General features: G+C 34.6%; 17 protein-coding genes and 1 tRNA gene. 10 read left to right on the top strand and 8 right to left on the bottom strand.

Features of this window, described 5'->3' with window-relative positions; translation table 11 throughout:
- Positions 1-114: 114 nt before the first annotated feature.
- The gene (rpsI, locus tag ACXAG4_RS03890; RefSeq protein WP_147131162.1) at positions 115-501 is read right to left on the bottom strand and encodes a 30S ribosomal protein S9; all 387 of its coding nucleotides are present in this window, start codon (positions 499-501) and stop codon (positions 115-117) included.
- On the bottom strand, positions 501-956 hold the full coding sequence (gene rplM / locus ACXAG4_RS03885; protein WP_147131159.1) for a 50S ribosomal protein L13: 456 nt from the start codon (positions 954-956) through the stop codon (positions 501-503). The genes rpsI and rplM overlap by 1 nt, the downstream gene beginning before the upstream one ends.
- Positions 957-1,181: 225 nt before the next feature.
- Between rplM and ACXAG4_RS03880 the strand changes: the two genes are divergently transcribed.
- Positions 1,182-3,134, top strand: a complete 1,953-nt coding sequence (locus ACXAG4_RS03880) for a YgiQ family radical SAM protein (RefSeq protein ID WP_475294757.1) — start codon at positions 1,182-1,184, stop codon at positions 3,132-3,134.
- A 129-nt stretch (positions 3,135-3,263) separates the two neighbouring features.
- Positions 3,264-3,824, top strand: a complete 561-nt coding sequence (locus ACXAG4_RS03875; RefSeq protein ID WP_475294756.1) for a type 1 glutamine amidotransferase domain-containing protein — start codon at positions 3,264-3,266, stop codon at positions 3,822-3,824.
- Between the two features lie 62 nt (positions 3,825-3,886).
- Here ACXAG4_RS03875 and ACXAG4_RS03870 read toward each other — a convergent pair whose 3' ends face one another.
- The 3 genes from ACXAG4_RS03870 to polA form a co-directional block, all read right to left on the bottom strand.
- The gene (locus ACXAG4_RS03870; protein WP_475294755.1) at positions 3,887-5,026 is read right to left on the bottom strand and encodes a glycoside hydrolase family 26 protein; all 1,140 of its coding nucleotides are present in this window, start codon (positions 5,024-5,026) and stop codon (positions 3,887-3,889) included.
- Between the two features lie 67 nt (positions 5,027-5,093).
- A complete protein-coding gene (locus ACXAG4_RS03865) occupies positions 5,094-6,035 on the bottom strand; it encodes a bile acid:sodium symporter family protein (protein ID WP_475294754.1) in 942 nt (313 codons plus the stop codon).
- Positions 6,036-6,053: 18 nt separating this feature from the next.
- Positions 6,054-8,918 carry a DNA polymerase I gene (polA, locus tag ACXAG4_RS03860; protein WP_475294753.1) on the bottom strand — a complete coding sequence of 955 codons (2,865 nt, stop codon included), beginning with the start codon at positions 8,916-8,918 and terminating at the stop codon, positions 6,054-6,056.
- 171 nt (positions 8,919-9,089) lie between these two features.
- Here polA and ACXAG4_RS03855 point away from each other — a divergent pair, with 171 nt between their 5' ends.
- Together ACXAG4_RS03855 and ACXAG4_RS03850 are read left to right on the top strand one after the other, a co-directional pair.
- Positions 9,090-10,322, top strand: coding sequence for a metallophosphoesterase (locus ACXAG4_RS03855; protein ID WP_475294752.1), 1,233 nt, complete (start codon positions 9,090-9,092; stop codon positions 10,320-10,322).
- 86 nt (positions 10,323-10,408) lie between these two features.
- Positions 10,409-10,705: a thioredoxin family protein gene (locus tag ACXAG4_RS03850; protein ID WP_475294751.1), complete on the top strand. Its 297-nt coding sequence runs from the start codon at positions 10,409-10,411 to the stop codon at positions 10,703-10,705.
- A 132-nt stretch (positions 10,706-10,837) separates the two neighbouring features.
- Here ACXAG4_RS03850 and ACXAG4_RS03845 read toward each other — a convergent pair whose 3' ends face one another.
- Complete coding sequence (locus ACXAG4_RS03845) at positions 10,838-11,452, bottom strand: polysaccharide deacetylase family protein (protein WP_475294750.1); 615 nt, start codon at positions 11,450-11,452, stop codon at positions 10,838-10,840.
- A 48-nt stretch (positions 11,453-11,500) separates the two neighbouring features.
- Positions 11,501-14,803, bottom strand: a complete 3,303-nt coding sequence (locus ACXAG4_RS03840; RefSeq protein ID WP_475294749.1) for a protein O-mannosyl-transferase family — start codon at positions 14,801-14,803, stop codon at positions 11,501-11,503.
- A gap of 153 nt (positions 14,804-14,956) precedes the next feature.
- On the opposite strand from ACXAG4_RS03840, the gene ACXAG4_RS03835 reads away from it, so the two are divergent.
- The 4 genes from ACXAG4_RS03835 (at position 14,957) to infB (ending at position 19,883) form a co-directional block, all read left to right on the top strand.
- Positions 14,957-15,029: transfer RNA gene (locus ACXAG4_RS03835), tRNA-Gln, on the top strand.
- Positions 15,030-15,257: 228 nt separating this feature from the next.
- The gene (rimP, locus tag ACXAG4_RS03830; protein ID WP_475294748.1) at positions 15,258-15,719 is read left to right on the top strand and encodes a ribosome assembly cofactor RimP; all 462 of its coding nucleotides are present in this window, start codon (positions 15,258-15,260) and stop codon (positions 15,717-15,719) included.
- A 14-nt stretch (positions 15,720-15,733) separates the two neighbouring features.
- Entirely contained in the window at positions 15,734-16,966 is a 1,233-nt protein-coding gene (gene nusA, locus ACXAG4_RS03825; RefSeq protein WP_475294747.1) for a transcription termination factor NusA, read from the top strand.
- Between the two features lie 103 nt (positions 16,967-17,069).
- On the top strand, positions 17,070-19,883 hold the full coding sequence (gene infB, locus ACXAG4_RS03820; protein ID WP_475294746.1) for a translation initiation factor IF-2: 2,814 nt from the start codon (positions 17,070-17,072) through the stop codon (positions 19,881-19,883).
- 98 nt (positions 19,884-19,981) lie between these two features.
- Here the strand turns inward: infB and ACXAG4_RS03815 are convergent, their stop codons facing one another.
- Positions 19,982-20,359, bottom strand: a complete 378-nt coding sequence (locus tag ACXAG4_RS03815; protein ID WP_475294745.1) for an SPOR domain-containing protein — start codon at positions 20,357-20,359, stop codon at positions 19,982-19,984.
- Positions 20,360-20,586: 227 nt separating this feature from the next.
- On the opposite strand from ACXAG4_RS03815, the gene ACXAG4_RS03810 reads away from it, so the two are divergent.
- Positions 20,587-21,885 (top strand): cytochrome c3 family protein, encoded by a 1,299-nt coding sequence (locus tag ACXAG4_RS03810; protein ID WP_475295240.1) that lies wholly within the window; start codon positions 20,587-20,589, stop codon positions 21,883-21,885.
- A 71-nt stretch (positions 21,886-21,956) separates the two neighbouring features.
- Complete coding sequence (locus tag ACXAG4_RS03805) at positions 21,957-25,064, top strand: TAT-variant-translocated molybdopterin oxidoreductase (protein ID WP_475294744.1); 3,108 nt, start codon at positions 21,957-21,959, stop codon at positions 25,062-25,064.
- Positions 25,065-25,089: the final 25 nt, after the last annotated feature.

The raw sequence follows: 25,089 nt of genomic DNA, 5'->3' as shown, positions 1-25,089 counted from the left end.
AACAATAACTGTTTTTTTGTTTTATCTGAAAATATATCAGAAATTAAATAATAATTGATTTTGAAATTGATGCAGAATTTTGTGAAACATATGTTCTGAATCAAGTTCTGGATATTAACGTTTAGAGAACTGGAATTTCTTACGCGCTTTCTTCTGACCGAATTTTTTACGCTCTACCATTCTTGGATCTCTAGTTAATAAACCTTCTGGTTTTAAGATAGCTCTGTTTTCAGCGTCCACCTCGCATAAAGCACGAGAAACGGCTAAACGAACAGCTTCAGCTTGACCAGTAATGCCACCTCCATATACATTAACTGTAATATCAAAGTTGCCATCATTGTTAGTCAAAGCTAATGGTTGCTTTACTTTGTACTGTAAAGTAGCAGTAGTAAAGTAATCCGCTAAGTCTTTTTTGTTTACGGTTATGTTCCCTTGTCCTTGGGCAACATACACACGAGCAACAGCCGTCTTTCTACGGCCAATTTTGTGAATTACGTCCATTATTTAAATTCGTTTAAGTTAATTGCTTTAGGTTTTTGAGCTTCGTGTTTGTGCTCTGTACCTACAACAACTGTAAGATTACGGAAAATTGCTGCACCTAATTTGTTTTTAGGAAGCATTCCTTTTACTGATTTTTCTACTAATCTTGTTGGGTTTTTACCAAACATTTCAGTAGCAGTTAAACTTCTTTGTCCACCTGGGTAACCTGTGTGACGGATATAAGATTTATCTGTCCACTTGTTTCCTGTTAAGTTGATTTTTTCAGCATTAACAACAATTACGTTGTCACCGCAATCAACGTGTGGTGTGAAGTTTGGCTTGTGTTTACCTCTTAAAAGTTTTGCAACTTTAGAAGCTAAACGACCAAGCGTCTGACCTTCAGCATCAACTAAAACCCACTGCTTATCTACAGTTGCTTTGTTTGCTGAAATAGTTTTGTAGCTTAATGTGTCCACACTAATTAATTTTATTTATTAAACATTCCTCTCTCAAAAAGAGTTTGCAAATTTACGATTAATTATTTGATTACCAAATAGTATGTGAAGTTATTTTGGCATACTAGAATAAGCTATAAATTATTGATTTTCTTTGGGTTTTAACAAGAAAGACTCTTTTTAACTTACAAGATAATTTGTTGGAAAGTATTTAAGCAATCAATTTTTGAGTATTTTTGCAGCGTTATGCAAGAAGAATTAAGACTTTCTAGTTGGTTACCTACCACAAATAAAGAGGTAAAAATTCGCGGATGGGAAGAACTAGACGTTATCCTATTTAGCGGAGACGCCTATGTAGATCATCCAACCTTCGGTCCAGCAGTAATTGGGCGATTGCTAGAAAGTTTCGGGCTTAAAGTGGCTATCGTGCCACAACCCAATGTAAACGATAACCTTCAAGATTTTGTAAAATTAGGAAAACCACGATTATTCTTTGGTGTAACAGGTGGTTGTATGGATCCTATGATTAGCAACTACAACGCCAATAAAAAGCGTCGCGATAAAGATGCATATACACCAAATGGCGAAATAGGTTTTAGACCAGATTACGCATCAACCGTTTACAGTAAGATTTTAAAAGAAAAATGGCCAGATACACCAGTTTTAATTGGTGGTATTGAAGGCTCATTACGTCGTGTGACGCATTACGATTATTGGAGCGACCAATTAATGCCAACTATTTTAGAAACCTCTAAAGCAGATATGTTGGTGTACGGCATGGGTGAGCAACCATTACGTGAAATTGTACGTTTACTAGAACGTGGTGTTCCTTTTAATAGTATTAATACGGTAAACCAAACCGCGATTCTTATTAATGATGAAAATGATATACCGAAAAATAAAAATTGGGAAGATGTTGAAATCGCTTCACACGAAACTTGTTTAAAGGATAAAAAGGCTTACGCGTCCAATTTTAAGATTATAGAACAAGAATCAAATAAGTTAGCTGCAAGACGAATTTTCCAAAAAGTAGGTAATAAGATATTGATGATAAATCCGCCTTATCCTACAATGACGGAAGCTGAAATTGATGCCTCTTTCGATTTGCCTTACACGCGTTTACCGCATCCAAAATACAATAAGCGTGGACCAATTCCTGCTTACGAGATGATAAAAACATCTATAAACATTCATCGTGGATGTTTTGGTGGTTGTAGTTTTTGTACCATTTCGGCACATCAAGGAAAATTTATAGCGAGTCGTAGTAAAGAATCTATTTTAAAGGAAGTTGATAAAGTGGCGAATATGCCAGATTTTAAAGGCTATTTATCTGATATTGGCGGACCAAGTGCAAACATGTACCAAATGAAAGGTAAAGTACAATCTATTTGCGATAAATGTGTAGCACCAAGTTGTATTTCGCCAGTAATTTGTAGCAATTTAGATACGTCTCATAAACCGTTAACCGAATTATATCAAGCGGTTGATAGTCATCCGAAGGTGAAAAAATCATTTATCGGTTCTGGAATTAGACACGATATGTTGGTACCAGAATTCAATAAAAACGCAGATCCTAAAGAGTTAGACGATTATACCGAAGAAGTAATGACCAAACACGTTTCTGGTCGCCTTAAAGTAGCACCAGAACATACTAGTGATCCGGTGTTGAAGTTAATGCGAAAACCATCGTTTAGCTACTTTCATAAGTTTAAAGAACGTTTTGATAAAATCAATATTAAGAATAAACTGAACTTACAGTTAATTCCATATTTCATATCAAATCATCCAGCTTGTGAAGCCGAAGATATGGCTAATTTAGCGGCTGAAACTAAAGATATGGGCTTTCAGCTTGAGCAAGTACAAGGGTTTACGCCAACACCAATGACGGTTGCAACGGTGATTTATTACAGTGGTTACCATCCGTACACACTTCAAAAGGTAAATACACCTAAAACCAGAAAAGAAAAAGATGAGCAACACCGTTTTTTCTTTTGGTATAAAGATGAAAACAAAGCGTGGATAAAAAATACGCTTAATAAACTTGGTCGCCAAGATTTACTTGATGTTTTACTGCCTAAAAAAGATGAAAAATGGCGTAAAAACAAACCTGGTAAAACTAAAAATACCTTTAACGATGCTGTGCCTTTTAACCAGCGAAAAAATAAGGCTAAATTCCGAAGTAAAAAGAAGAAACGTTAATTCATAAGTATTTAAGATTCCTTAACAATAGCTGTTAAGTCTAGGTTAATCCACTCTCATTTTTTGGTTATGGTTAATATATCTGTTAGTTTGAATGGAGAATTATTAACCCAAAAATCACAAATGAAAATGGAAAATTTAGAAAAAAAGACCGTTGCAATTTTAGCAACCGATGGCTTTGAAGAAAGTGAATTAAGAGAACCTAAAAAAGCGTTAGAAGAGGCAGGAGCAGATGTGCATATTGTGTCTTTAAAAACTGGCGAAATTAAAGGTTGGGATAACGGAAATTGGAGTAATGCTTACAAGGTAGACAAAACTCTAGATCAAGTATCGCAGAGTAGTTATAATGCTTTAATGCTACCAGGAGGTGTCATTAATCCTGATATTTTAAGACGAAATGGTAAGGCTGTAAATTTTGTAAAGTCGTTTTTTGAAAACAAGAAACCTGTAGCAGCAATTTGTCATGCACCATGGTTGTTAGCTGAAGCAGATGTTTTAAAAGGACGAAAAGTAACATCATACAATTCAATTAAAACCGATATTGAAAATGCAGGAGCGCATTGGTTAGATGAAGAAGTTGTTGTAGACGAAGGTTTAGTAACAAGTCGTTCACCTAAAGATTTACCAGCATTTAACGCTAAGTTAGTAGAAGAAATCTATGAAGGCAAGCACGAAATGCAAACGGCATAATAGATGCAATATATAAATAAAAAAGCAGGACTAAATCCTGCTTTTTTTATGCTATAATTTATTTAATCTATTTGAATATCGTTATGGAGTAAAATAATATCTTTTGATACAAACGCTTTAAAATCATCTTCAGAAAAATGTCCTTGGTATGGCGCATAAAAATGATTTTTTGTGGCGTTACGCCAAATTAAAGCATATGTAATGCTGCTACTTTTTATGCCTTTGTACAGTTGCTGTGTCCACCAATCAGGCTGAGTTACATTCTCTAAGCCCGTTTCGGTTAGTGCAAAAAGCATATGTTTTTCTTTGGCAATATTTTCAACAATATCTAGGTTTCTAATGGTGTTATTAATAAAATTAGTGTTTTTATGGTGGTAAACATCAATGCCTAGTATATCTACATAACTATCACCAGGATAATTTTTTAAATATTCTGAAGAGTTTCTAACAGTATTAGGCGAATATATATAAAGTACATTGTGAACATTATACGTATTTGAAAGAATGTTAACAGTATCTCTAAATAGTTGCTTGTATGCTTCAGTAGATCTAAAAGCTTCTCCCCAAAAAAAGAAATTACCATTCATTTCATGCCATGGCCTAAATAAAACCGGTATTGGCTTGCCCTTTTCATCTTTCAAACTATTTAAAAAAAATGCAATACGCTTCAAATAAAGTAAAAATTCGGGTCTTAGGCTACCACCTTCAAGCATTTGACTTACTGCTTTTGTGGTGTCAAAAGAATTTTTTTTCGTTACAGGGTTAGCTGTATGCCAGCTTAAAGTTATAATGCTGCCGTTATTATGTGCTTTTTTAATAAGGTCTTTCCTAAAGTCATTAACATCAGGATTAGGGTTTAAGGGATCCCATAGTTCTAATTGTTCAAGATCAAAACCTATTACGGCGGGCCAATCTCCGGCAACACGGCTAAAGTCACTTTCAAGAGATTCAAAATCAAAGAAATTAACACCGCCGCCAATGGCACCCTGTTGGCCAAATGCAATGCCTTTTTGGGTTATAAGCTGCAATCTTAAATGCAAATCTTTGGCCTCTTGCGCCAAATTTGGATCTGCAAAAACAACATTTGTGTTTACCTCTTGAGGTATTCTTGAAGCATTTGGGTTAAATAGGTTTAACTCATCAGGCTGACAGCTAGAAAATAAAATGATAATAGCTGTTGTTTTTATGAAAAAGTGTTTCATAGTTGTTTATGCAATTTTTTAGTATGCCTTGTAGAATGTCGGTAAACAATGCAAAAACTTACTTAATTTAACGTTTGGCATATTTGGAAGCCATAACGCTAGTAGCTAAAATTTGAAAAGCATGAAATAGCATAATAGGAAGTAAAATAATACCTAAAAATGAGGCGTTTTGAAATAGTATTTTAGAAAACACCGTACCGTGTACCAACGATTTTTTGGTGCCACAAAATTGTGCTGTAATTTGGTCTTCAATTGAAAAGTTTAGCGTTTTTGAAATGAATTTAATGACTTGGAAAACAATAAAAAATAACGCAACAGAAACACATAAAATAAGCAGTAATTCTATAATTGTAAGATTATTAAAAATACCATCTAAGAATGATTTAGAGAAACTTTTGTAAATTATTATTAAAATGATACTCTTATCAAACAATGTAAGGTAGTTTTTATGTTTTTGAGCAAATGCGCCTAAGTATTTGTTAAAAATGAGTCCCAAAAAAACAGGAGCCAAAATTTCTAAAAGTAGTTTTTGGTAAACATCTGTGAGGTTATAATCTGTACTGGCGTTGTTTAAAAATAATCCCATCCAAATAGGGGTAATTACAATACCTATTAAACCAGAAATGCTAGCGTTAAAAATAGCGGCAGGTATATTGCCTTTTGCAATAGAAACCATTACTACAGATGATGACACTGTTGAAGGTAAAGCGGCTAAAAATAAAAAAGCTAACCATAAGTTTTTTGATGATTCAGGTATTAAGGGTAAAGCACAAAGCACAACTAACGGAAACACTAAAAAAGTACTCACTTGAATAAGTAAATGTAATTTCCAGTTTTTTAAACCATCTTTTATTTGTGTTAGATTTAACTTAAGTCCGTAGAAAAAGAAAATTAAAGAAACCCCAATACTAGAAATAGTATTTAAAGGTAAAACCTTAACAGCTTCAGGGTAAAAATACGCTACTGCTACCGCTATAATAATAGCAATTACAAATTTGTCAAGTTTCATTTAGCAAACATTCAAATTTTAATGCGCTTCCAGCCAATTATTGCCAAGACCAATTTCAACATCTAAAGGAACTGACAATTTATAAGCATTTTCCATTTCGGTTTTAATTAGTTTTGAAATCTCATCCAATTCTGGTTTGTAAACGTCAAATACCAATTCATCATGTACTTGTAGTAGCATTTTTGTTTTGTAATTACCGGCCTCTAATTTTTTGTAAATATTAATCATGGCAAGTTTAATGATGTCTGCAGCACTACCTTGAATTGGCGCATTTACAGCATTACGTTCGGCAGCACCACGCACTACGGCATTTCTAGAATTGATATCTTTTAAATATCTGCGACGGCCTAAAACGGTTTGCACATAACCATGATCGCGTGCAAAATCAACTTGTTTGCTGATGTAGTTTTTCAACTTCGGATAGGTTTCGTAATAGGTGTCAATTAATTCCTTCGCTTCACTACGCGATAAATCGGTTTGGTTACTTAAACCGAATGCAGAAACACCATAAATAATACCGAAGTTAACGGTTTTTGCGTTGATACGTTGTTCGCGCGTAACGTCATCAATAGCCACATTAAAAACTTTTGCAGCAGTTGAAGCGTGAATATCTTCACCGCTATTAAAGGCTTCAATCATGGTTTCTTCTTCACTTAATGCGGCGATAATGCGTAATTCAATTTGAGAATAATCGGCAGCTAAAAGCGTGTAATCTTCGCTACGCGGAATAAATGCCTTTCGCACTTGACGACCACGTTCTGTACGAATAGGAATGTTTTGTAAATTAGGGTTGTTACTACTTAAACGACCAGTAGCAGCAACGGTTTGCATGTAATCAGTGTGTACTCTTCCTGTGGCTTCTTCAACCTGAAGCGGTAACGCATCAACATAAGTGCTTTTAAGTTTGCTTAAGCCTCTAAAATCCAAAATATTTTGGATGATTTCGTGGTCTTTTGCCAAATAACTCAATACATCTTCTGCGGTCGAATATTGCCCAGTTTTAGTCTTTTTAGGTTTATCAACCAGTTTCATTTTTTCAAATAAAATAACACCCAATTGTTTAGGTGAAGCAATGTTGAATTCTTCGCCAGCAGCTTCGTAAATACGCTTTTCAAGTGTGGCAATGTCGTTGTTTAGTTGCTCTGCGAGTGATGCTAAAAAGTCTTTGTCTAAATTAATACCTTCCAATTCCATAGCCGCTAAAACGCGCAGTAACGGAATTTCAATGTCATCAAACAAGGTTTGGGTATTGGCTTCGCCTAATTCGTTTTGAAAATGTTCTTTTAGTTGCAGCGTGATGTCGGCATCTTCAACCGCGTATTCGGTTTGTTTTTCTAAAGGAACATCGCGCATTGACAGCTGATTTTTTCCTTTTTTACCAATTAAAGTTTCAATAGAAATTGGTGTGTAATTCAAATAGGTTTCTGCCAATACATCCATATTGTGGCGCATATCTGGATTGATGAGGTAATGCGCTAACATGGTGTCGAACAGTTTGCCTTTTACATCAATATTGTATTTGGCTAAAACTTTAATGTCGTATTTTAAATTCTGACCAATTTTTTCAATGGTTTCACTTTCAAAAAACGGACGCAATTCCTCGATTAAAGCTTGCGCTTCGGTTTTATCTTCTGGAAAGGGCAAATAAAAGCCTTTGCCAACGTTCCATGAAAATGCAATACCAACCAATTGGGCAGTTAACGGATTTAAACCTGTAGTTTCGGTATCAAAACACACCGAAGTTTGGTTCATTAAATTTTTAATGAAAAGTTTTGTTGCCATACCAGAAGCGACGCTTTGGTAAAAATGGCTTGTGGTTTCAGTGGTTTTTCGGGTATGTGATGCTGAACTTGTTTCGTTATTAGGCTCATTAACATCACCACCAAATAATGAAAATTGTCCTGCGCCAGCAGTCCCCTTTTGTCCTGCGGACATTTTCCCCGAAGGGGAAACAGTTGTATCTGTGGTTTTTGAAATACTTTCCTTGACTTCAGCTTCAGCAGCAAAAGTTTTTAAGAAGTTTTCAGTAAGTCGTCTAAACTCTAAATCTTGAAAAATGGTTTTTACGGCTTCAATATCTGGGTCGCACATTTCAAAATCTTTTTCATCAAATTCTACCGGAACATCAAGCATTATGGTAGCCAGTTTTTTAGAAAGTAAGCCTAATTCTTGGTTAGCTTCAACTTTTTCCTTCATTTTACCTTTCAGCTCGTGGATGTTTTTAAATAAACCTTCCATACTTCCGTAGGCTTTCAAGAATTTTTTTGCGGTTTTTTCGCCAACACCAGGTAAACCTGGAATGTTATCACTGGCATCACCCATCATTCCTAAGAAATCAATCACCTGTAACGGGTTTTCAACTTCAAACTTTTTTTGCACTTCTGGAATGCCCCAAGTTTCGTAACCGCCGCCAAACGATTTTGGACGATACATAAAAATGTTTTCAGACACTAACTGCGCAAAATCCTTATCAGGTGTTACCATAAAGGTTTGATACCCTTGTTTTTCGGCTTGTTTTGATAAGGTTCCTATAACGTCGTCGGCCTCGTAGCCTTCCTTAACCATAATAGGAATATGCATGGCTTTTAAAATGTTTTGAATATAGGGTACAGCCACTTTTATGGCTTCAGGCGTTTCGTCTCTATTCGCTTTGTAAGCCTCAAACATCTCAACTCTGTCGGCACTTCCGCCTTTATCAAAACATACGGCTAAATGGTCTGGACGCTCGCGTTTAATTACATCTAAAAGTGAGTTCATAAAACCCATAATGGCTGACGTATCGATGCCTTTTGAGTTAATTCTTGGATTTTTTATAAAAGCATAATACCCACGGAAAATTAAGGCGTAAGCATCTACTAAAAAAAGACGTTTTTGGTCTGACATTTTTTGAAATTTGATAGAAAATCAAAAATAGCAAAAACTTACATGTAAACCATCATGTAACATAGTTAGTTTTAGTAAGTGTTATTATAAAAATCTTAACTATACGTTAAATACAACTAGCTTTTTATATTCTAGCTTATATTACCATTATCTTTGATAAAAATTGAGAATATGTTACGTTGGGGTATTTTTTTTGTATTGTTTGTTGTAATTGATATTTACGCATTTCAGGCCTTTAAAACCATATCAAAAAATGTATGGCTACAAACTGCTTATTGGCTTTTAACGGTATTGGTAGTGGGTAATTTTATAATAAGATTTTGGGGTTTAAACAGAGCCGATTATGGGAATGCCCAAGCCTATGCCTTTGGTTTTTTAATAGCTTTTTTAGTGCCAAAAATGGTAATGGTTTTGGTTATGTTTGCTGAAGATATTTTTAGAGTACCACAAGCTATTTACCGATTTTTTACACAAGGAGTCGAGGCTAAAGGCAACTATTTGCCATCGCGTAGAGCATTTATTTCAAAAGTAGCTTTAGGTATTGCAGCTATTCCTTTTGCATCTATTCTTTATGGAATTTATAAGGGTAAGTACAACTTTAAAGTACTAAAATATACCCTGTATTTTGAAGATTTACCAGAGGCGTTTGATGGTTTTAAACTTACCCAAATTAGCGATGTGCATTCCGGAAGTTTTGATAATCCAGAAAAAGTTAACTACGCAATAGATTTAATAAACCAACAGCAAAGCGATGTTGTATTGTTTACTGGCGATATGGTAAATAATACAGCTAGCGAAATGAAACCATACGTAAATACTTTTAGTAAATTAAAAGCAAAAGATGGTTTGTACTCGGTTTTAGGAAATCATGATTATGGCGATTATGTAACATGGCCATCAAAAGAAGCCAAAAAACAAAACTTGCAAGATTTAAAAGATATGCAAAAAGAAATTGGCTTTAACTTATTGCTTAATGAGCATAAATTTATTGAAAAAAACGGACAACGAATAGCTTTAATAGGTGTTGAAAACTGGGGCGCTGGCGGATTTAAAAAAGCGGGCGATTTAAAAAAGGCATCGTCAGGGGTTGATAAAAATGATTTTAAAATTCTGCTAAGTCATGATCCATCACACTGGGAACAGCAAGTAATTAATGACCATTACCACTACCACCTAACCTTAAGTGGGCACACCCACGGTATGCAATTTGGTATAGAAATACCAGGGTGGTTTAAATGGAGTCCCGTTAAATGGCGCTACAAATATTGGGCAGGCATTTACCAAGAACTTGGGCAATATATTAACGTAAACCGTGGTTTTGGTTACTTAGCATTTCCAGGACGCGTTGGTATTTGGCCAGAAATAACCGTAATAGAATTAAAAAAAGGCGTTAAAACAGCCTAAAAACGTTTAAAATTGTGCTATCTCGCACTTTTTTAATAAATTAGACTACTGTATAAACAGTACTTTACCAATTAATACTAAATAGTATGTCAAAATTTGGGGAACTTATAGATGTAGAAATTCCGGTGTTACTAGAATTTTACACAAACTGGAATGACCAATCAACATCAATGCAATTGGTGTTAAGAGATGTAGCCGCTGCCCTAGGAGATAAAGCTAAAGTTATTAAAATTGATATTGAAAAAAACGAAGAACTAGCCGAAGCTCTCCGCGTAAAAGCACTTCCAACATTAATAATTTACAAAGACGGCGAAATGAAATGGCGCCAAAGTGGCGAGTTAGATGCCAACACACTAATAGGTATTATACAAACCTATATTTAACCAATTTTTTTTATTTGGGCGTTACCACGCTTTTTGGCGTGGTCGGGCTTTTCGCACTACACGGTAGTTTGCTGCAATCCCTAACGCGGGCTAATCCAGTAAATTCAGACAAAAATTTATAAAAAGAACTACTCAATTTATTGTTTTAAAATTATAGCCTTTTTTGCTAAAATGTGCTAAAACTTTAGGTAAGGCAAACATCATGTTGTCTTTAGCTTTTTCACTATCATGAAATACAATAATGCTACCGGTTTTAGCTTTTTTAATAATGTTTTGTAAGCAGTTTTCTTTGGTTGTATTCTTATCCCAGTCAAAAGATAAAATATCCCACATAACAATATTATAGCCTAATTTTTGCAGCTGTTTACCTTGCGAACGTTTAATTTTTCCGTAGGGTGGCCTAAATAAATGGTTGTTTTGGGGTTTTAAAATTTCGGTAGTATTGTTTAAATCTATGCTTTTTTGTGCTTTTATAGTATTTGCAATGTATAAACTTGTTTTTGTTTTCCAGCCTTTTAAATGGTTATAGGTATGGTTGCCAATACTGTGGCCATCACTAATAACAGATTTAAAAATTTCAGGGTGTTTATCAATATTATTACCAATACAAAAAAACGTGGCTTTAGCTTGGTATTGCTTCAATGTGTTTAAAACCCATGGTGTAACTATAGGTGTTGGGCCATCATCAAAAGTTAAGTATAATACCTTTTTTTTAGAAGGAATGTCCCAAATGTACTTTGGGAACATTCGCTTTAAAAATTTTGGAGTTTTTACAGGAATAAAAGGCATATTACCTTAATTTTCTGTGGCTTCAATACTATCTGTTGTAGGAGCTAAATCATTATTAGTTGCTGGAGCAACTTCTTCTTCACCAGTAAAATATTTAAATAATCTTAAATAATCATTAAATACATCACCTTCGGTATTTGCAAACTCAATATCATGCCTAATCAAAACATCAATTAAGGCTTTGTAACGTTGTATATCAGTATAAATATCTTCAAACAAACGCTCTTGATTTTGTAATGACAAGCTGCTGTAATATTTTAAGTTTTCTTGGTATTTAACAGCAACATCTTTAAAAAGTTGTTGTGCTTTTTCTTTGTTGCCAACTTCATAATAAGCACCAATATAAGGCTCTAAAAGGGTGTAATACCCAAAGTAATTAACAGGCATGTTTGTCATGGCAATGTCTGCTATTTCTTCGGCTTTTTCTAGTTTTCCTTCGTTAATAAGTTGCTCAATTAATCGGGCTAAATTACCTCTGTAAGTAATGGAGTTTTTTCTGGTTTCAGTATCGTGATAAATGTCTGGGCTACCGCTATTGCCCCAATCCCATTTTTTTACCTTTTCATACATTAAATCGGCATCCACACGTCCCATGTCAAAAGGGTTTGCTCTATCTACTTCTGTTTTAATAGGTACTAATTTGTAGCACATGCCATCTAACTGCAGGTAGTCTTTCATCCAAATATAATCATCGTCACCAAAACTTCCACCGGTAAAATAAATTGGGCGTTTCCAGTTGTTATTAGCAACAATATCAAGCATTAATAAACGGTTTTTGTAAAGAGCGCCGCTACCAATTTCAATATCAATGTGTGGTACAATCTTATCGGCATCTTTAGGTTTTACAATACCGTGTTTAATAGCGTTTTCTTTATTAACTGGTAATCTTAAAAATTTGGTAGGAATGTATCTGGCGTTTAATTCTTGCGATGGATACGCTCTAACATCAGTTTCAGTAAATTGTTCTAAATAAAACTTAAATCTGGTTTTAGGGTTATCACTGGTAATAAAGTTTAAAGCTTCTTTTATTTGAATGGTATCGTTAGAAATTGGTGCAATTCTAACATAATCATTAGTGCCATGTCTGTAATCTTTATGCGTTAGTTGTGATGGTACAGGGTCACTTTCATAAGCTTTACGTTTCATTTGGTCTATGTACCAATCTGTTTGAAACAAACTGGTGTTAACAATGCGTACATCGGTTCTGTAGCCTTCAATTTCTTGTGCATACCAAAGTGCAAAAGTATCATTATCTCCAATGGTGAATAAAATGGCGTTTTCAGCACATGAATCTAAATATTTTCTAGCCATGGCTTGTGCTGTGTATTTATCAGATCTGTCATGATCATCCCAGTTGTTGGCAGCCAAAATACCTGGTACAAGAATTAAGCAAATTACGGTTATAATTGGCGCAGCAAGTTTTTTAGGAATGTATGTTTTAAGTACATCATAAATGGCGTATACACCAAAACCTATCCAAAGCGCAAAAACATAAAATGAGCCAACTACAGAGTAGTCTCGTTCTCTAGGCTCAAAAGGGCGCACATTGGTGTAAACTTGTATGGCAATACCTGTAAACAAGAAAAACACTAACATAACCCAAAACAATTTCTTGTCTTTATTAAACAGAAAGAAGAACCCAATAATACCTAGAATTAAAGGCAGTAAGTAATAAGTGTTTCGGGCTTTGTTATTTTTTACATCAGAAGGTAAATTTTCTTGCGGATAACCAATATGCCAATTATCAAGAGGTTTTATGCCACTAAGCCAATTACCATGATTGTCATAACGGCCTTGAATATCATCTTGTCTTCCTGTGAAATTCCACATAAAATAGCGCCAATACATGTAGCCTAATTGGTATTCAAGCAAATATCTTAAGTTATCGCCTAATGATGGTTTTTCAACATCAAAATAATTAACGGCATAGCGTTTTAAAAAGTTGTTATAATCTTCATAATCTACATTACCTTGGGCTACTTCTTTTTTAAAATTATTTACAAGGTTTCGTAAATCGTTATCCATTTGGTATTCTGGTTTTAGTTTAAAATCTAAAAATCCAGAAAACATCATGTAGTTTTCGGCATGCTCGCTACTCCACATTCTTGGTAAAAATGAGGCATGTTTAGAGTTGTAGTTTTGGCGAGCATTTTTATAATCGTTTACAACTACATATTTGCCTTTTTGTTCGTCTTTTTCGTATTTAGGCTTATCGTCTTTGTAAGGGTTATTTTCATCTAAAGCGGCATACATATCGGTAAACTGAGGGCCATAAAACAAGTGTGTTTCAGGGTATTGCTCTAAGTTGTAATATGCTAAAAGCTCGCGAGCACTAGAAGGGTTGTTTTCATTAATTACCACATTGGCATTGGCTCTAATTGGTAGCATTAGCCATGTTGAAAAGCCAATAATAACAAAAGTTAAGCAAAGAATAGCTGTGTTTAGGTGCACATAGTTTTTTTGGCGTGTATATTTTATAGCATAAAAAATAATAGCTATTAAAGCAATACCAGCTATAATAGAACCAGAATTAAAGGGTAAACCAACGGTGTTTACAAAAAATATTTCTGAAGCACTAAATACCTTTAAAATGTTAGGTGCTAAAAATTTAAAAACAAATAATAACACAGCAACCGATGCTATGTTTGCTATAATAAAATTTTTAATAGTAACTGTTTTGTAGTTTTTAAAAAAGTATACTAGACCAATGGCGGGAACGGTTAAAAGCCCCATAAAGTGAACACCAAAAGATAAACCAATAATAAAAGCAATTAAAATAAGCCAACGGTTACCACGCGGTGTGTTCATGTCTTGTTCCCAACGTAAACCTAACCAGAATAAAACCGACATTATTAAAGTTGCCATGGCGTAAACTTCGGTTTCAACAGCGTTAAACCAAAAGGAATCTGTAAAGCTAAAGGCTAAACTACCAACAAGTGCGCTGCCTAAAATAGCAAGTGCTTTTGGTTGATTATCTTCAGTAGTACCAACTAATTTTTTTAATAGCAAGGTAATAGTCCAGAACATAAACAAAATGGTAAAAGCACTAGAAACAGCACTCATCATATTCATCATCCAACCAATTTGTGATGGTTCAAGAGTAAATATTGAGAAAAATGCACCAAACATTTGAAATAGCGGTGCTCCAGGTGGGTGCCCAACCTGCAGTTTTGAAGAGGTTAAAATGTATTCACCTGCATCCCAAAAACTAACAGTAGGTTCAACAGTTAAGCTATAAGTAACAAGGGCAACTAAAAAAGAGAACCAGCCCAAAAGCGTATTCCATTTTTTAAAGGTCTGAATGGTCATAAAATTCAATATTTGATTGCTTTGGCGAATTTAGTAATAAATGCCGTACTTCAAACTTTTTTAAGTAAACCTTAAGTATAAAATAATATTTTTTTCAAAAAATATTTGTGCAAATAAAACTTTGTACTAAATTTGCACCCTCAATTACACAATTGGCCTATGGTGTAACTGGCAACACGTCTGGTTTTGGTCCAGAAGAGTCTAGGTTCGAGCCCTAGTAGGCCAACAAAAATTGACTAAGTCCTTACTTTTTTAAGTAGGGGCTTTTTTTATTTACAATGTCTAGCGGCGTTGTTGTTGCTAAAAAAAGAATGTTTGTAAATCTTACAATTGACACAAAAACACATTGAAAAGCCATTTATTAGGCATTCTTAATTAAAAATTATATATTTGCAGCGTTGTAAGGCAAAATTAACAATGAGGGGACGGAAAGTCCCCTCTTTTTATACTAAAAATGTTTAAAAGTACAGTTGAAAATTTACTTGAAAAAGCCCTTGAAGAACGAGAAGACTTGTTTTTAATAGATTTTTCAATACAAGGAGACAACCAAATAAAAGTTATTATTGATGGTGATAACGGTGTTGTGGTAGATGATTGTATTTACATAAGCAGAGCCATTGAACATAATTTAGATAGAGAAGAAGAAGATTTTTCGCTAGATGTTATGTCTGCTGGTGCAACAGCACCATTAGTAAAACAGCGTCAGTATAAAAAAAATAAAAATAGAACCCTAAAAGTAAAAACAGCAGCTGAAACTTTTGAAGGTGTACTTTCTGAAGTTACAGATGAAACCATTACTTTACAATGGAAAGTTAGAGAGCCAAAACCTATAGGTAAAGGCAAAGTAACTGTAACAAAACAAGCGAATGTCGCTTACAAAGATATTGTAGAAGCAAAAGTTATGATTAAATTTTAATTCAGTAGAGAGTTATGGAAAATGTCGCTTTAATTGAATCTTTTTCAGAATTCAAAGACGATAAGCTAATTGACAGAGTAACGTTAATGGCCATTTTAGAAGAAGTATTTAGAAGTGCTTTAAAAAAGAAGTATGGTGATGATGATAACTTCGATATAATTGTAAACCCAGATAAAGGAGATTTAGAAATTTGGAGAAACCGTATAGTGGTTGCCGATGGTGAAGTAGAAGACGAAAACCAAGAAATATCACTATCTGAAGCAAGAAAAATTGAGCCAGATTTTGAAGTAGGTGAAGACGTATCAGAAGAAGTAAAACTTATAGATTTAGGAAGAAGAGCCATTTTAGCATTACGCCAAAACTTGATTTCTAAAATTCATGAGCATGACAATACTATAATCTACAAACAATTTAAAGATTTAGTTGGAGAAATTTACACTGCCGAAGTACATCACATACGCCACAGAGCAGTTATATTATTAGATGATGAAGGTAATGAAATTGTATTACCAAAAGACAAACAAATACCTTCAGATTTCTTTAGAAAAGGCGATAATGTTAGAGGTGTAATTGATAGTGTAGAGCTAAAGGGTTCAAAACCAACAATATTAATGTCTAGAAGCTCTCCAGTGTTTTTAGAAAAATTATTTGAACAAGAAATACCAGAAGTTTTTGATGGCCTAATAACTATTAAAAACGTAGTAAGAATTCCAGGTGAAAAAGCAAAAGTAGCCGTAGATTCTTATGATGATAGAATAGATCCTGTAGGAGCCTGTGTAGGTATGAAAGGATCAAGAATTCACGGCATAGTACGTGAATTGGGTAATGAAAATATTGATGTTATTAACTTTACAAATAACACACAATTATTCATTACAAGAGCATTAAGTCCAGCAAGAGTAACATCAATAAAAATTGATGAAGAAACTAAACGCGCTGAAGTAATTTTAAAACCAGAAGAAGTAAGTAAAGCCATTGGTAGAGGTGGGCATAACATCCGTTTAGCAGGGCAATTAACTGGTTATGAAATTGATGTGTTTAGAGAAGGCGCTGAGGAAGATGTTGAATTAAGCGAATTCTCAGATGAAATTGAAGGCTGGATTATTGAAGAATTTAACAAAGCAGGTTTAGATACAGCTAAAAGTGTACTTGAATTACAAGTAAGCGAATTAGTAAGAAGAACCGATTTAGAAGAAGAAACAATAACAGAAGTTATTAAAATTCTAAGAGAAGAATTTGAAGAATAATATCATTTTAATTATTATTTTAAGCAACAAATTCAAAGCAATTAGCTTAAAATTAGGGTTGAAAGTGGATATGACATATATTTGAGTATTTTAAAGGCAATTTATGGCTGAAACAATTAGATTAAATAAAGTATTACGCGAGCTTAATATCTCTCTTGATCGTGCTGTTGAATTTTTAGATTCTAAAGGCATTGAGATTGATAAGCGCCCAACTACAAAAATTTCACAAGAAGTTTACACAATTCTTTCAAACGAATTTCAAACAGATGCTAGTAAAAAAGTAGCATCAAAAGAAGTTAGTGAAGCTAAACAAAAAGAGAAAGACCAATTGAGAGAACAACGTGAGCGTGAACTTGAAGCAAAACAAAAAGAAGTTGCTAAAAAAGACGAAGTTGTTAAAGCCACAGGTTCAATTACTGGTCCAAAAACAGTTGGTAAAATAGATTTATCTTCTAAAAAAGCAGAACCTAAAAAAGAGGAGCCTGTAAAAGAGGAAGCGCCTAAACAACCACAGGCATCAAAGCCGGTTGAAGAAAAGCCAAAACCAACGCCGCCTCCAACACCAAAGCCAGTAGTTGAAACACCAAAAAAGGAAACACCTAAAAAAGAAGCGCCTAAACAAACACAGGCACCTAGAAAAATAGATGTTAATCCACAACCAACGGTAAAAAAAGAAGCGCCTAAAAATAAACCTGAAGCAAAAAAAGAGCAGGAAACTCCAGTGTTAGGAGAACAAAAGGTTGAAACAAAATACCAAAAACTTTCAGGTCCAAAAATTGCGGGAGACAAAATAGATTTATCGCAATTTAATAGACCTAAAAAGAAGAAAGAAGATAAAAAAACCGACGATAAAAATAAAACAGGCGATGCTTCAAAAAGAAAACGTCGCAGAATAAGTAAAGTTGGTGGTGGCCCTAACCAAGGTGGTAATAACCGTGGCGGCCAAAATAGAAACGATCGTTTCAAAGGAAAACAAGGCGCAGGAAGACGCAATGTTGTTAAAGAAGAGCCTAGTGAAGAAGATGTAAAACGTCAAGTAAGAGAAACGCTAGAAAAACTTCAAGGTAAAAGCACTAAAGGTAAAGGTGCTAAATATCGTAGAGAAAAAAGAGAGCAACATAGAGATCAAACCGAAAAAGAATTACAAGCTGAAGCAGCAGAAAGTAAAATACTTAAAGTTACTGAGTTTGTAACTGCAAGTGAAGTAGCAACCATGATGGATGTGAGTGTTACTCAAATTATTTCAGCATGTATGTCTTTAGGTATGATGGTAACCATGAATCAGCGTTTAGATGCTGAAACACTGTCTATTGTTGCTGAAGAGTTTGGTTATCAAGTAGAGTTTGTAACTGCCGATATTGAAGAATCAATTGAAGAAGTAGAAGATAAACCTGAAGATTTATTACCAAGAGCACCTATTGTAACCGTTATGGGTCACGTAGATCATGGTAAAACATCGTTATTAGATTACATAAGAAAAGAAAATGTAATTGCAGGTGAATCTGGTGGTATCACCCAGCATATTGGTGCTTACGGTGTAGAGTTAGAAGACGGACAAAAAATGGCGTTTTTAGATACACCAGGGCACGAGGCCTTTACAGCAATGCGTGCGCGTGGTGCACAAGTTACAGATATTGCAATTATTGTAATTGCAGCAGATGATGATATCATGCCGCAAACAAAAGAAGCCATTTCGCATGCACAAGCAGCGGGCGTACCAATTGTTTTTGCTATTAATAAAATTGATAGACCAGAAGCTAACCCAGATAAAATTAAAGAAGGTTTAGCTAATATGAATTTATTAGTTGAAGATTGGGGTGGTAAAGTACAATCACACGATATTTCAGCAAAACAAGGTACAGGTGTTAATGAACTTTTAGAAAAAGTACTTCTAGAAGCTGAGTTATTAGAACTTAAAGCCAACCCAGAAAAACCTGCATTAGGTACTGTGGTTGAAGCATTTTTAGATAAAGGTCGCGGTTATGTGTCTACCATATTAGTACAAGCCGGAACACTTAGAGTTGGAGATTATGTATTGGCGGGTCAACATAGCGGAAAAGTTAAAGCTATGCATGATGAGCGTGGACATGATGTTGTTGAAGCAGGTCCTTCTACACCAGTGTCAATTTTAGGTTTAGATGGAGCGCCACAAGCAGGTGATAAGTTTAACGTATTTGAAGATGAACGTGAAGCTAAACAAATAGCAACAAAAAGATCACAGTTACAACGTGAGCAGTCTGTTAGAACACAACGTCATATTACCCTTGACGAAATTGGAAGACGTATTGCACTTGGAGACTTCAAAGAGCTTAACATTATATTAAAAGGTGATGTAGACGGTTCAGTTGAGGCGTTAACAGATTCGTTCCAAAAACTATCAACTGAAGAAATTCAGGTTAATATCTTACATAAAGGTGTGGGTGCCATTACCGAAAGTGATGTGTTATTAGCTTCAGCATCCGATGCAATTATTATTGGTTTTAATGTTAGGCCAATGGGTAATGCACGACAGGTAGCCGATAAAGAAGAAATAGATATCAGAACGTATTCAATCATCTATGATGCTATTAATGATCTTAAAGATGCAATGGAAGGTATGTTATCTCCAGAATTTAAAGAAGAAATTACTGGTACTGCTGAAATTAGACAAACGTTTAAAATTTCTAAAATTGGAACGATTGCAGGTTGTATGGTAACAAATGGTAAAATTTATCGTAGCTCGGGTGTAAGATTAATTAGAGAAGGCGTTGTAATATTCACCGGAGAATTAGCCACACTAAAACGTTTTAAAGACGATGTTAAAGAGGTTTCTAAAGGATATGATTGTGGTATGCAAATTAAAAACTATAATGATATTAAAGAAGGTGATATAATTGAAGCATTCCAAGAAGTAGCCGTTAAGAAAACCTTGAAATAATTATTTAAAATATTTTCTTAAGAAATTAAGAATCAGCATAAACAAAAAAGCGAACCAATCGGTTCGCTTTTTTTATATGGTTTTAAATAATTTAATTTTTAATCTTTTTTAGGCTTAAAAATAAAAGCATTTGCAAACTTGTTTTTAATGCGTTTTAAGGCTTTATCAGCTTCTAAACGAGTTCTAAAATTACCAGCCCAAATTTTAAAGTTAGGCGATTCGTAAACTATTCTAGAGCTCCAGTTGGCAAATGTCTCATGAAATTCTTTTTGCGCAGCATAAGCACCGGGTCTGTTACCGTTATATATTTGAATTTTATACCTATCAGAACTATCTTCATTCTTGTTAAGTTCTTTCTTTGTGTTCAATAAAACATCTATATTTTTATCTTGATTAATACTTACATTACCTTGTTGGGCATAATTTTTAACCGAAAAAGTTAAAATACACACACCAACCAAAATTTTAAATTTCAAGCTCAATTTTTTCATATTTAATTATTTATACAAATGTATACGTTATAAAATCAAAAAATAGCTGTTTTATTTATTTAGAATCTCTCTAAATTAACAATTAACAACTCTGTAACATTTCTAAAATCGACTTTATATGTTACTTTTGCCTGAGATTTTATAAGTATGATATTTGTCATGTTTCAATGAAAAAATCATACCAAAGATTAGAAGTTAATTTAACCAATAATATGAAACAGGTGATTCACCGTAAATTAGGCAGCAACTTACTTCGTATAGGCTTAATTATTTTATTAGCGTTTACAACCTCGCTCTCTGCTCAAGAAGGAGATCCAGCAAAAGGAAAATCATTGTTTAATACCAACTGTGCGGCTTGTCATCATTTAGATAAGAAAATGACGGGTCCGGCACTGCGCCATGTAGAACAGCGTTTAGCTGATGAGCAAGGTTTAGATAGGGATTGGATTTATGCATGGATAAGAAACAGTTCAAGTGTTATTAAGTCTGGCGATGCCTACGCGAACAAAGTGTATAATGATTTTGGTGGTGCAGCAATGACGGCTTTTCCACAATTATCTGATGACGATTTAAATAATATTTTAGCATATACGGCTCAAGAAAAAGCGGCGCCTCCAGCGGCAGTTGCTGCTGGTGCGGTTGCGGGTGCGCAAGCAGCGGCTCAATCTGGTGGTATTTCTAACGAAATTATTCTAGGTGCCTTAGCAATCTTGTTTGTGTTGTTAGCAGCAGGCTTGTTTTTAGTGAATAAAACATTACGCAGATTTGCAGCGGCTCAAAACATAGATTTACCTGAGGCAACTAAAAGAAAACCACTTTGGAAAGCTTTTGTTGAGAATCAGTTTTTAATGTTAGTTACAGCAATATTCTTTTTGCTTGCAAGTGCTTATTTTGCTTATGGGTATTTAATGCAGGTAGGTATAGATCAAGGTTATCAACCTGTTCAGCCAATTCACTTTTCGCACAAAATACATGCTGGTGATAACGGTATAGATTGTAAATATTGTCACTCTTCTGCTAGAGTTAGTAAGCATTCAGGTATTCCTTCGTTAAATATATGTATGAATTGTCATAAAAATGTTTCTGAATACAATGGAGAAATAACTCCAGAGCATTCAAAAGAGTTTTATGATGGTGAAATCCAAAAGCTTTATGAGGCTGTTGGTTGGAGTGATGCTGATCAAAAATATACTGGAGAATCTAAGCCTGTGAAATGGGTTAGAATACATAATTTACCAGATTTCGTGTACTTTAATCACTCACAACACGTAACTGTTGGCGGGCAAGAGTGTCAAACATGTCACGGTCCTGTTCAGGAAATGGAAGTGTTATATCAACACGCGCCATTAACTATGGGTTGGTGTATAGATTGTCACAGAAAAACTAATGTGAAGGTAGAAGATAATGGGTACTATGAGAAAATTCACGCTGAATTATCTAAAAAGTACGGTGTTGAGAAATTAACAGTTGCTCAAATGGGCGGACTGGAATGTGGTAAATGTCACTATTAAAAATGTGATTTTCTTTTCCTTTCAAACGGAAAATTATAAATAATTAAAAAGAAGTAATTCAATTATATCATATGTCATCAAACAAGAAATACTGGAAAAGTGTTGAAGAGCTAAACGAGAATAGTTCTATTGTTGAGACGCTAAAACAAAACGAATTTGTACAAGAAATTCCTGTAGATGAGTTTTTAGGAGATAAAGAAACTCTTGAAACAAGTTCAACTACTCGTCGTGATTTTCTAAAATACGTTGGTTTTAGTACTGCAGCAGCTTCATTAGCTGCATGTGAAGGACCAGTAAAAAAATCAATTCCTTACGTAGTGCAACCACAAGAAATTATTCCTGGTGTTGCTAATTATTATGCAACTACAATTGCAGACGGATTTGATTATGCTAGTGTTTTAGTGAAAACGCGCGAAGGTCGTCCTATTAAAATTGAAAACAATAACATGGCGGCTACCAATGGTAGTGCAAACGCTAGAGTTAATGCATCGGTTTTAGGTTTATATGATAGCTTAAGAGTGCAAGGGCCAAAAAAAGGCGAGGCTAATGTTACTTGGGAGGAGTTAGATGCTGAAGTTGCTAGTCAACTAAACAAAGCAGCTCAAACTGGTAAAGATGTTGTGTTGTTAACGCAAACTTATGCGAGCCCTTCTACAAGCAAATTAATTTCAGAATTTAAAGAAAAATACGGTAATGTTCGTCATGTGGTTTATGATGCTGTTTCAGAATCGGCTGCTATTGACGCTTACCAAGCTAAATATGGAGAACGTGGTCTAGCAGATTACGATTTTTCTAAAGCAATGACAATAGTGTCTGTTGGTGCAGATTTCTTAGGAGATTGGCAAGGAGGCGGTTTTGATGCTGGTTATTCTAAAAATAGAATTCCAGATCATGGCAAAATGTCTCGCCATATTCAATTTGAATCCAATATGTCATTGTCTGGCGCTAATGCAGATAAACGTGTGCCGGTAACACCAAGTCAGCAAAAATTAGTGTTATCTAAATTACACAGTTTAGTAGTTGGTAGTGCTTATGCTGGTAGTAAATTACCAGAATCTGTTGAAAACGCTATTCAAAAAGCAGCTTCTCAACTTAAAAAAGCAGGAAGTAAAGCTGTTGTAGTTTCGGGTATTCAAGATGTAAATGCTCAAACTGTTGTTTTAGAAATAAATGAAGCTTTATCAAGTAAAGCTTTTAAACCAAATACACCTATTAAAACTAGACAAGGTAATGCTAAAGATGTAGCTGCTTTGATTTCAGATTTAAAATCTGGTAAGGTTGGTGTGTTAATTATGAGTGGTGTAAATCCTGTTTACACACTACCTAATGCCGCTGAATTTGCAGAAGGTTTGAAAAATACATTTTCTGTAGCCTTTTCAATGAAAGCCGATGAAACTTCTAGTTTATCAACATACATAGCAGCAGCACCTCATTACTTAGAATCTTGGGGAGATGTAGAGTTGAAAAAAGGATATTATGCCTTAACACAACCAACTATTCGTCCTTTATTTAGTACAAGACAGTTTCAAGAAGCTTTATTAAAGTGGACAGGTAACACATTGTCTTATGTAGATTATATAAAAGAAACTTGGGGAACAAGTATTTTAGGCGGAGGTTCTTTCAACAAAGCATTACATGATGGTGTTTATGTTGGAACTATTACAACTGAAACTGAAAATACTGCTGAAACTACTGAGGAAACAGAAACGCCTGCTAGCAATGCAGCGTCTGCTTTAGCAAGATCAGTAAAAGCCTCTGAAGGTTTAGAGTTAATATTATACACTAAAACAGGAATGGGTGATGGTCAACAAGCCAATAACCCATGGTTACAAGAGTTTCCAGATCCTATTACAAGAACATCTTGGGATAACTATTTAACGGTTTCAAAAGCTGATGCAGAAGCTTTAGGTTTAAGTAACAGGCATGTTGCTACTGGAGCTTTAAATGGTAGTTATGCTAATGTAACTGTAAATGGTGTAACTGTAAAAGTACCTGTTTTAATACAGCCTGGTCAAGCAAAAGGATCTGTTGGATTATCATTTGGTTATGGTAGATCTGCAGGTTTAAAAGAAGAAATGATGACCGGTGTTAATGCTTATGCATTATACACAAACTTTAATAATGTACAAAACGTAACTGTTGAAGCTGCTTCTGGCGAACATGAATTTGCATGTGTACAGTTACATAACACGTTAATGGGACGTGGTGACATTGTTAAAGAAACAACATTAGAAATTTTCAATACTTACGATAAAGAAGACCATGAACATGGTTGGAATAAAGTACCAAAAGTATCTTTAAATCACGAAGAAACACCTGTTACATCACCAGATGTAGATTTATGGGAAGAATTTGATCGTTCAATAGGGCATCATTTTAACCTGTCTATAGATTTAAATGCATGTACGGGTTGTGGTGCTTGTGTTATTGCATGTCATGCAGAAAATAACGTGCCAGTTGTAGGTAAAGAAGAAGTGCGTAGATCACGAGATATGCATTGGTTACGTATTGATAGATATTATTCTTCAGAAGATTCTTTTGAAGGTGATAACGAAAAGAAAGATAATATTTCTGGTTTAGGAGAATCATTAAGCCAATTTGGTGAAATGGAATCTCCAGCAGATAATCCGCAAGTGGCTTTCCAACCGGTAATGTGTCAACATTGTAATCACGCCCCTTGTGAAACAGTTTGTCCTGTAGCAGCAACATCACACGGTCGTCAAGGTCAAAACCATATGGCGTATAACCGTTGTGTAGGTACAAGATATTGTGCAAACAACTGTCCTTACAAAGTACGTCGTTTCAACTGGTTCTTATACAATAGTAATGATGAGTTTGATTATCATATGAATGATGATTTAGGACGTATGGTACTAAACCCTGATGTTGTTGTACGTTCTCGCGGTGTTATGGAAAAATGTTCTATGTGTATTCAAATGACACAAAAAACAATTCTTGATGCTAAACGTGACGGACGTAAAATTAAAGACGGTGAACTTAAAACAGCATGTTCTGCAGCTTGTAGTAGTGGAGCTATGGTTTTTGGTGATATTAATGATAAGCAAAGTAAAGTTGCAAAACTTAAAGAAGATAACCGTATGTATCACTTATTAGAGCACATTGGTACCAAACCAAATGTTATTTATCAAACAAAAGTGAGAAATACAACTGAAGCATAATTAAGAAAAAAGTTTACAAAGTTTA

It is taken from the genome of Seonamhaeicola sp. ABD4_175 (assembly GCF_056160885.1).
This window is presented reverse-complemented; position numbering and strand designations above follow the sequence as displayed.

Bases quoted from the DNA above. Each gene is read 5' to 3' on its own strand.
- rpsI (WP_147131162.1), bottom strand. From the start codon at position 501: ATGGACGTAATTCACAAAATTGGCCGTAGAAAGACGGCTGTTGCTCGT.
- ACXAG4_RS03880 (WP_475294757.1), top strand. From the start codon at position 1,182: ATGCAAGAAGAATTAAGACTTTCTAGTTGGTTACCTACCACAAATAAA.
- ACXAG4_RS03875 (WP_475294756.1), top strand. From the start codon at position 3,264: ATGGAAAATTTAGAAAAAAAGACCGTTGCAATTTTAGCAACCGATGGC.
- ACXAG4_RS03870 (WP_475294755.1), bottom strand. From the start codon at position 5,026: ATGAAACACTTTTTCATAAAAACAACAGCTATTATCATTTTATTTTCT.
- ACXAG4_RS03865 (WP_475294754.1), bottom strand. From the start codon at position 6,035: ATGAAACTTGACAAATTTGTAATTGCTATTATTATAGCGGTAGCAGTA.
- polA (WP_475294753.1), bottom strand. From the start codon at position 8,918: ATGTCAGACCAAAAACGTCTTTTTTTAGTAGATGCTTACGCCTTAATT.
- ACXAG4_RS03855 (WP_475294752.1), top strand. From the start codon at position 9,090: ATGTTACGTTGGGGTATTTTTTTTGTATTGTTTGTTGTAATTGATATT.
- ACXAG4_RS03850 (WP_475294751.1), top strand. From the start codon at position 10,409: ATGTCAAAATTTGGGGAACTTATAGATGTAGAAATTCCGGTGTTACTA.
- ACXAG4_RS03845 (WP_475294750.1), bottom strand. From the start codon at position 11,452: ATGTTCCCAAAGTACATTTGGGACATTCCTTCTAAAAAAAAGGTATTA.
- ACXAG4_RS03840 (WP_475294749.1), bottom strand. From the start codon at position 14,803: ATGACCATTCAGACCTTTAAAAAATGGAATACGCTTTTGGGCTGGTTC.
- rimP (WP_475294748.1), top strand. From the start codon at position 15,258: ATGTTTAAAAGTACAGTTGAAAATTTACTTGAAAAAGCCCTTGAAGAA.
- nusA (WP_475294747.1), top strand. From the start codon at position 15,734: ATGGAAAATGTCGCTTTAATTGAATCTTTTTCAGAATTCAAAGACGAT.
- infB (WP_475294746.1), top strand. From the start codon at position 17,070: ATGGCTGAAACAATTAGATTAAATAAAGTATTACGCGAGCTTAATATC.
- ACXAG4_RS03810 (WP_475295240.1), top strand. From the start codon at position 20,587: ATGAAACAGGTGATTCACCGTAAATTAGGCAGCAACTTACTTCGTATA.
- ACXAG4_RS03805 (WP_475294744.1), top strand. From the start codon at position 21,957: ATGTCATCAAACAAGAAATACTGGAAAAGTGTTGAAGAGCTAAACGAG.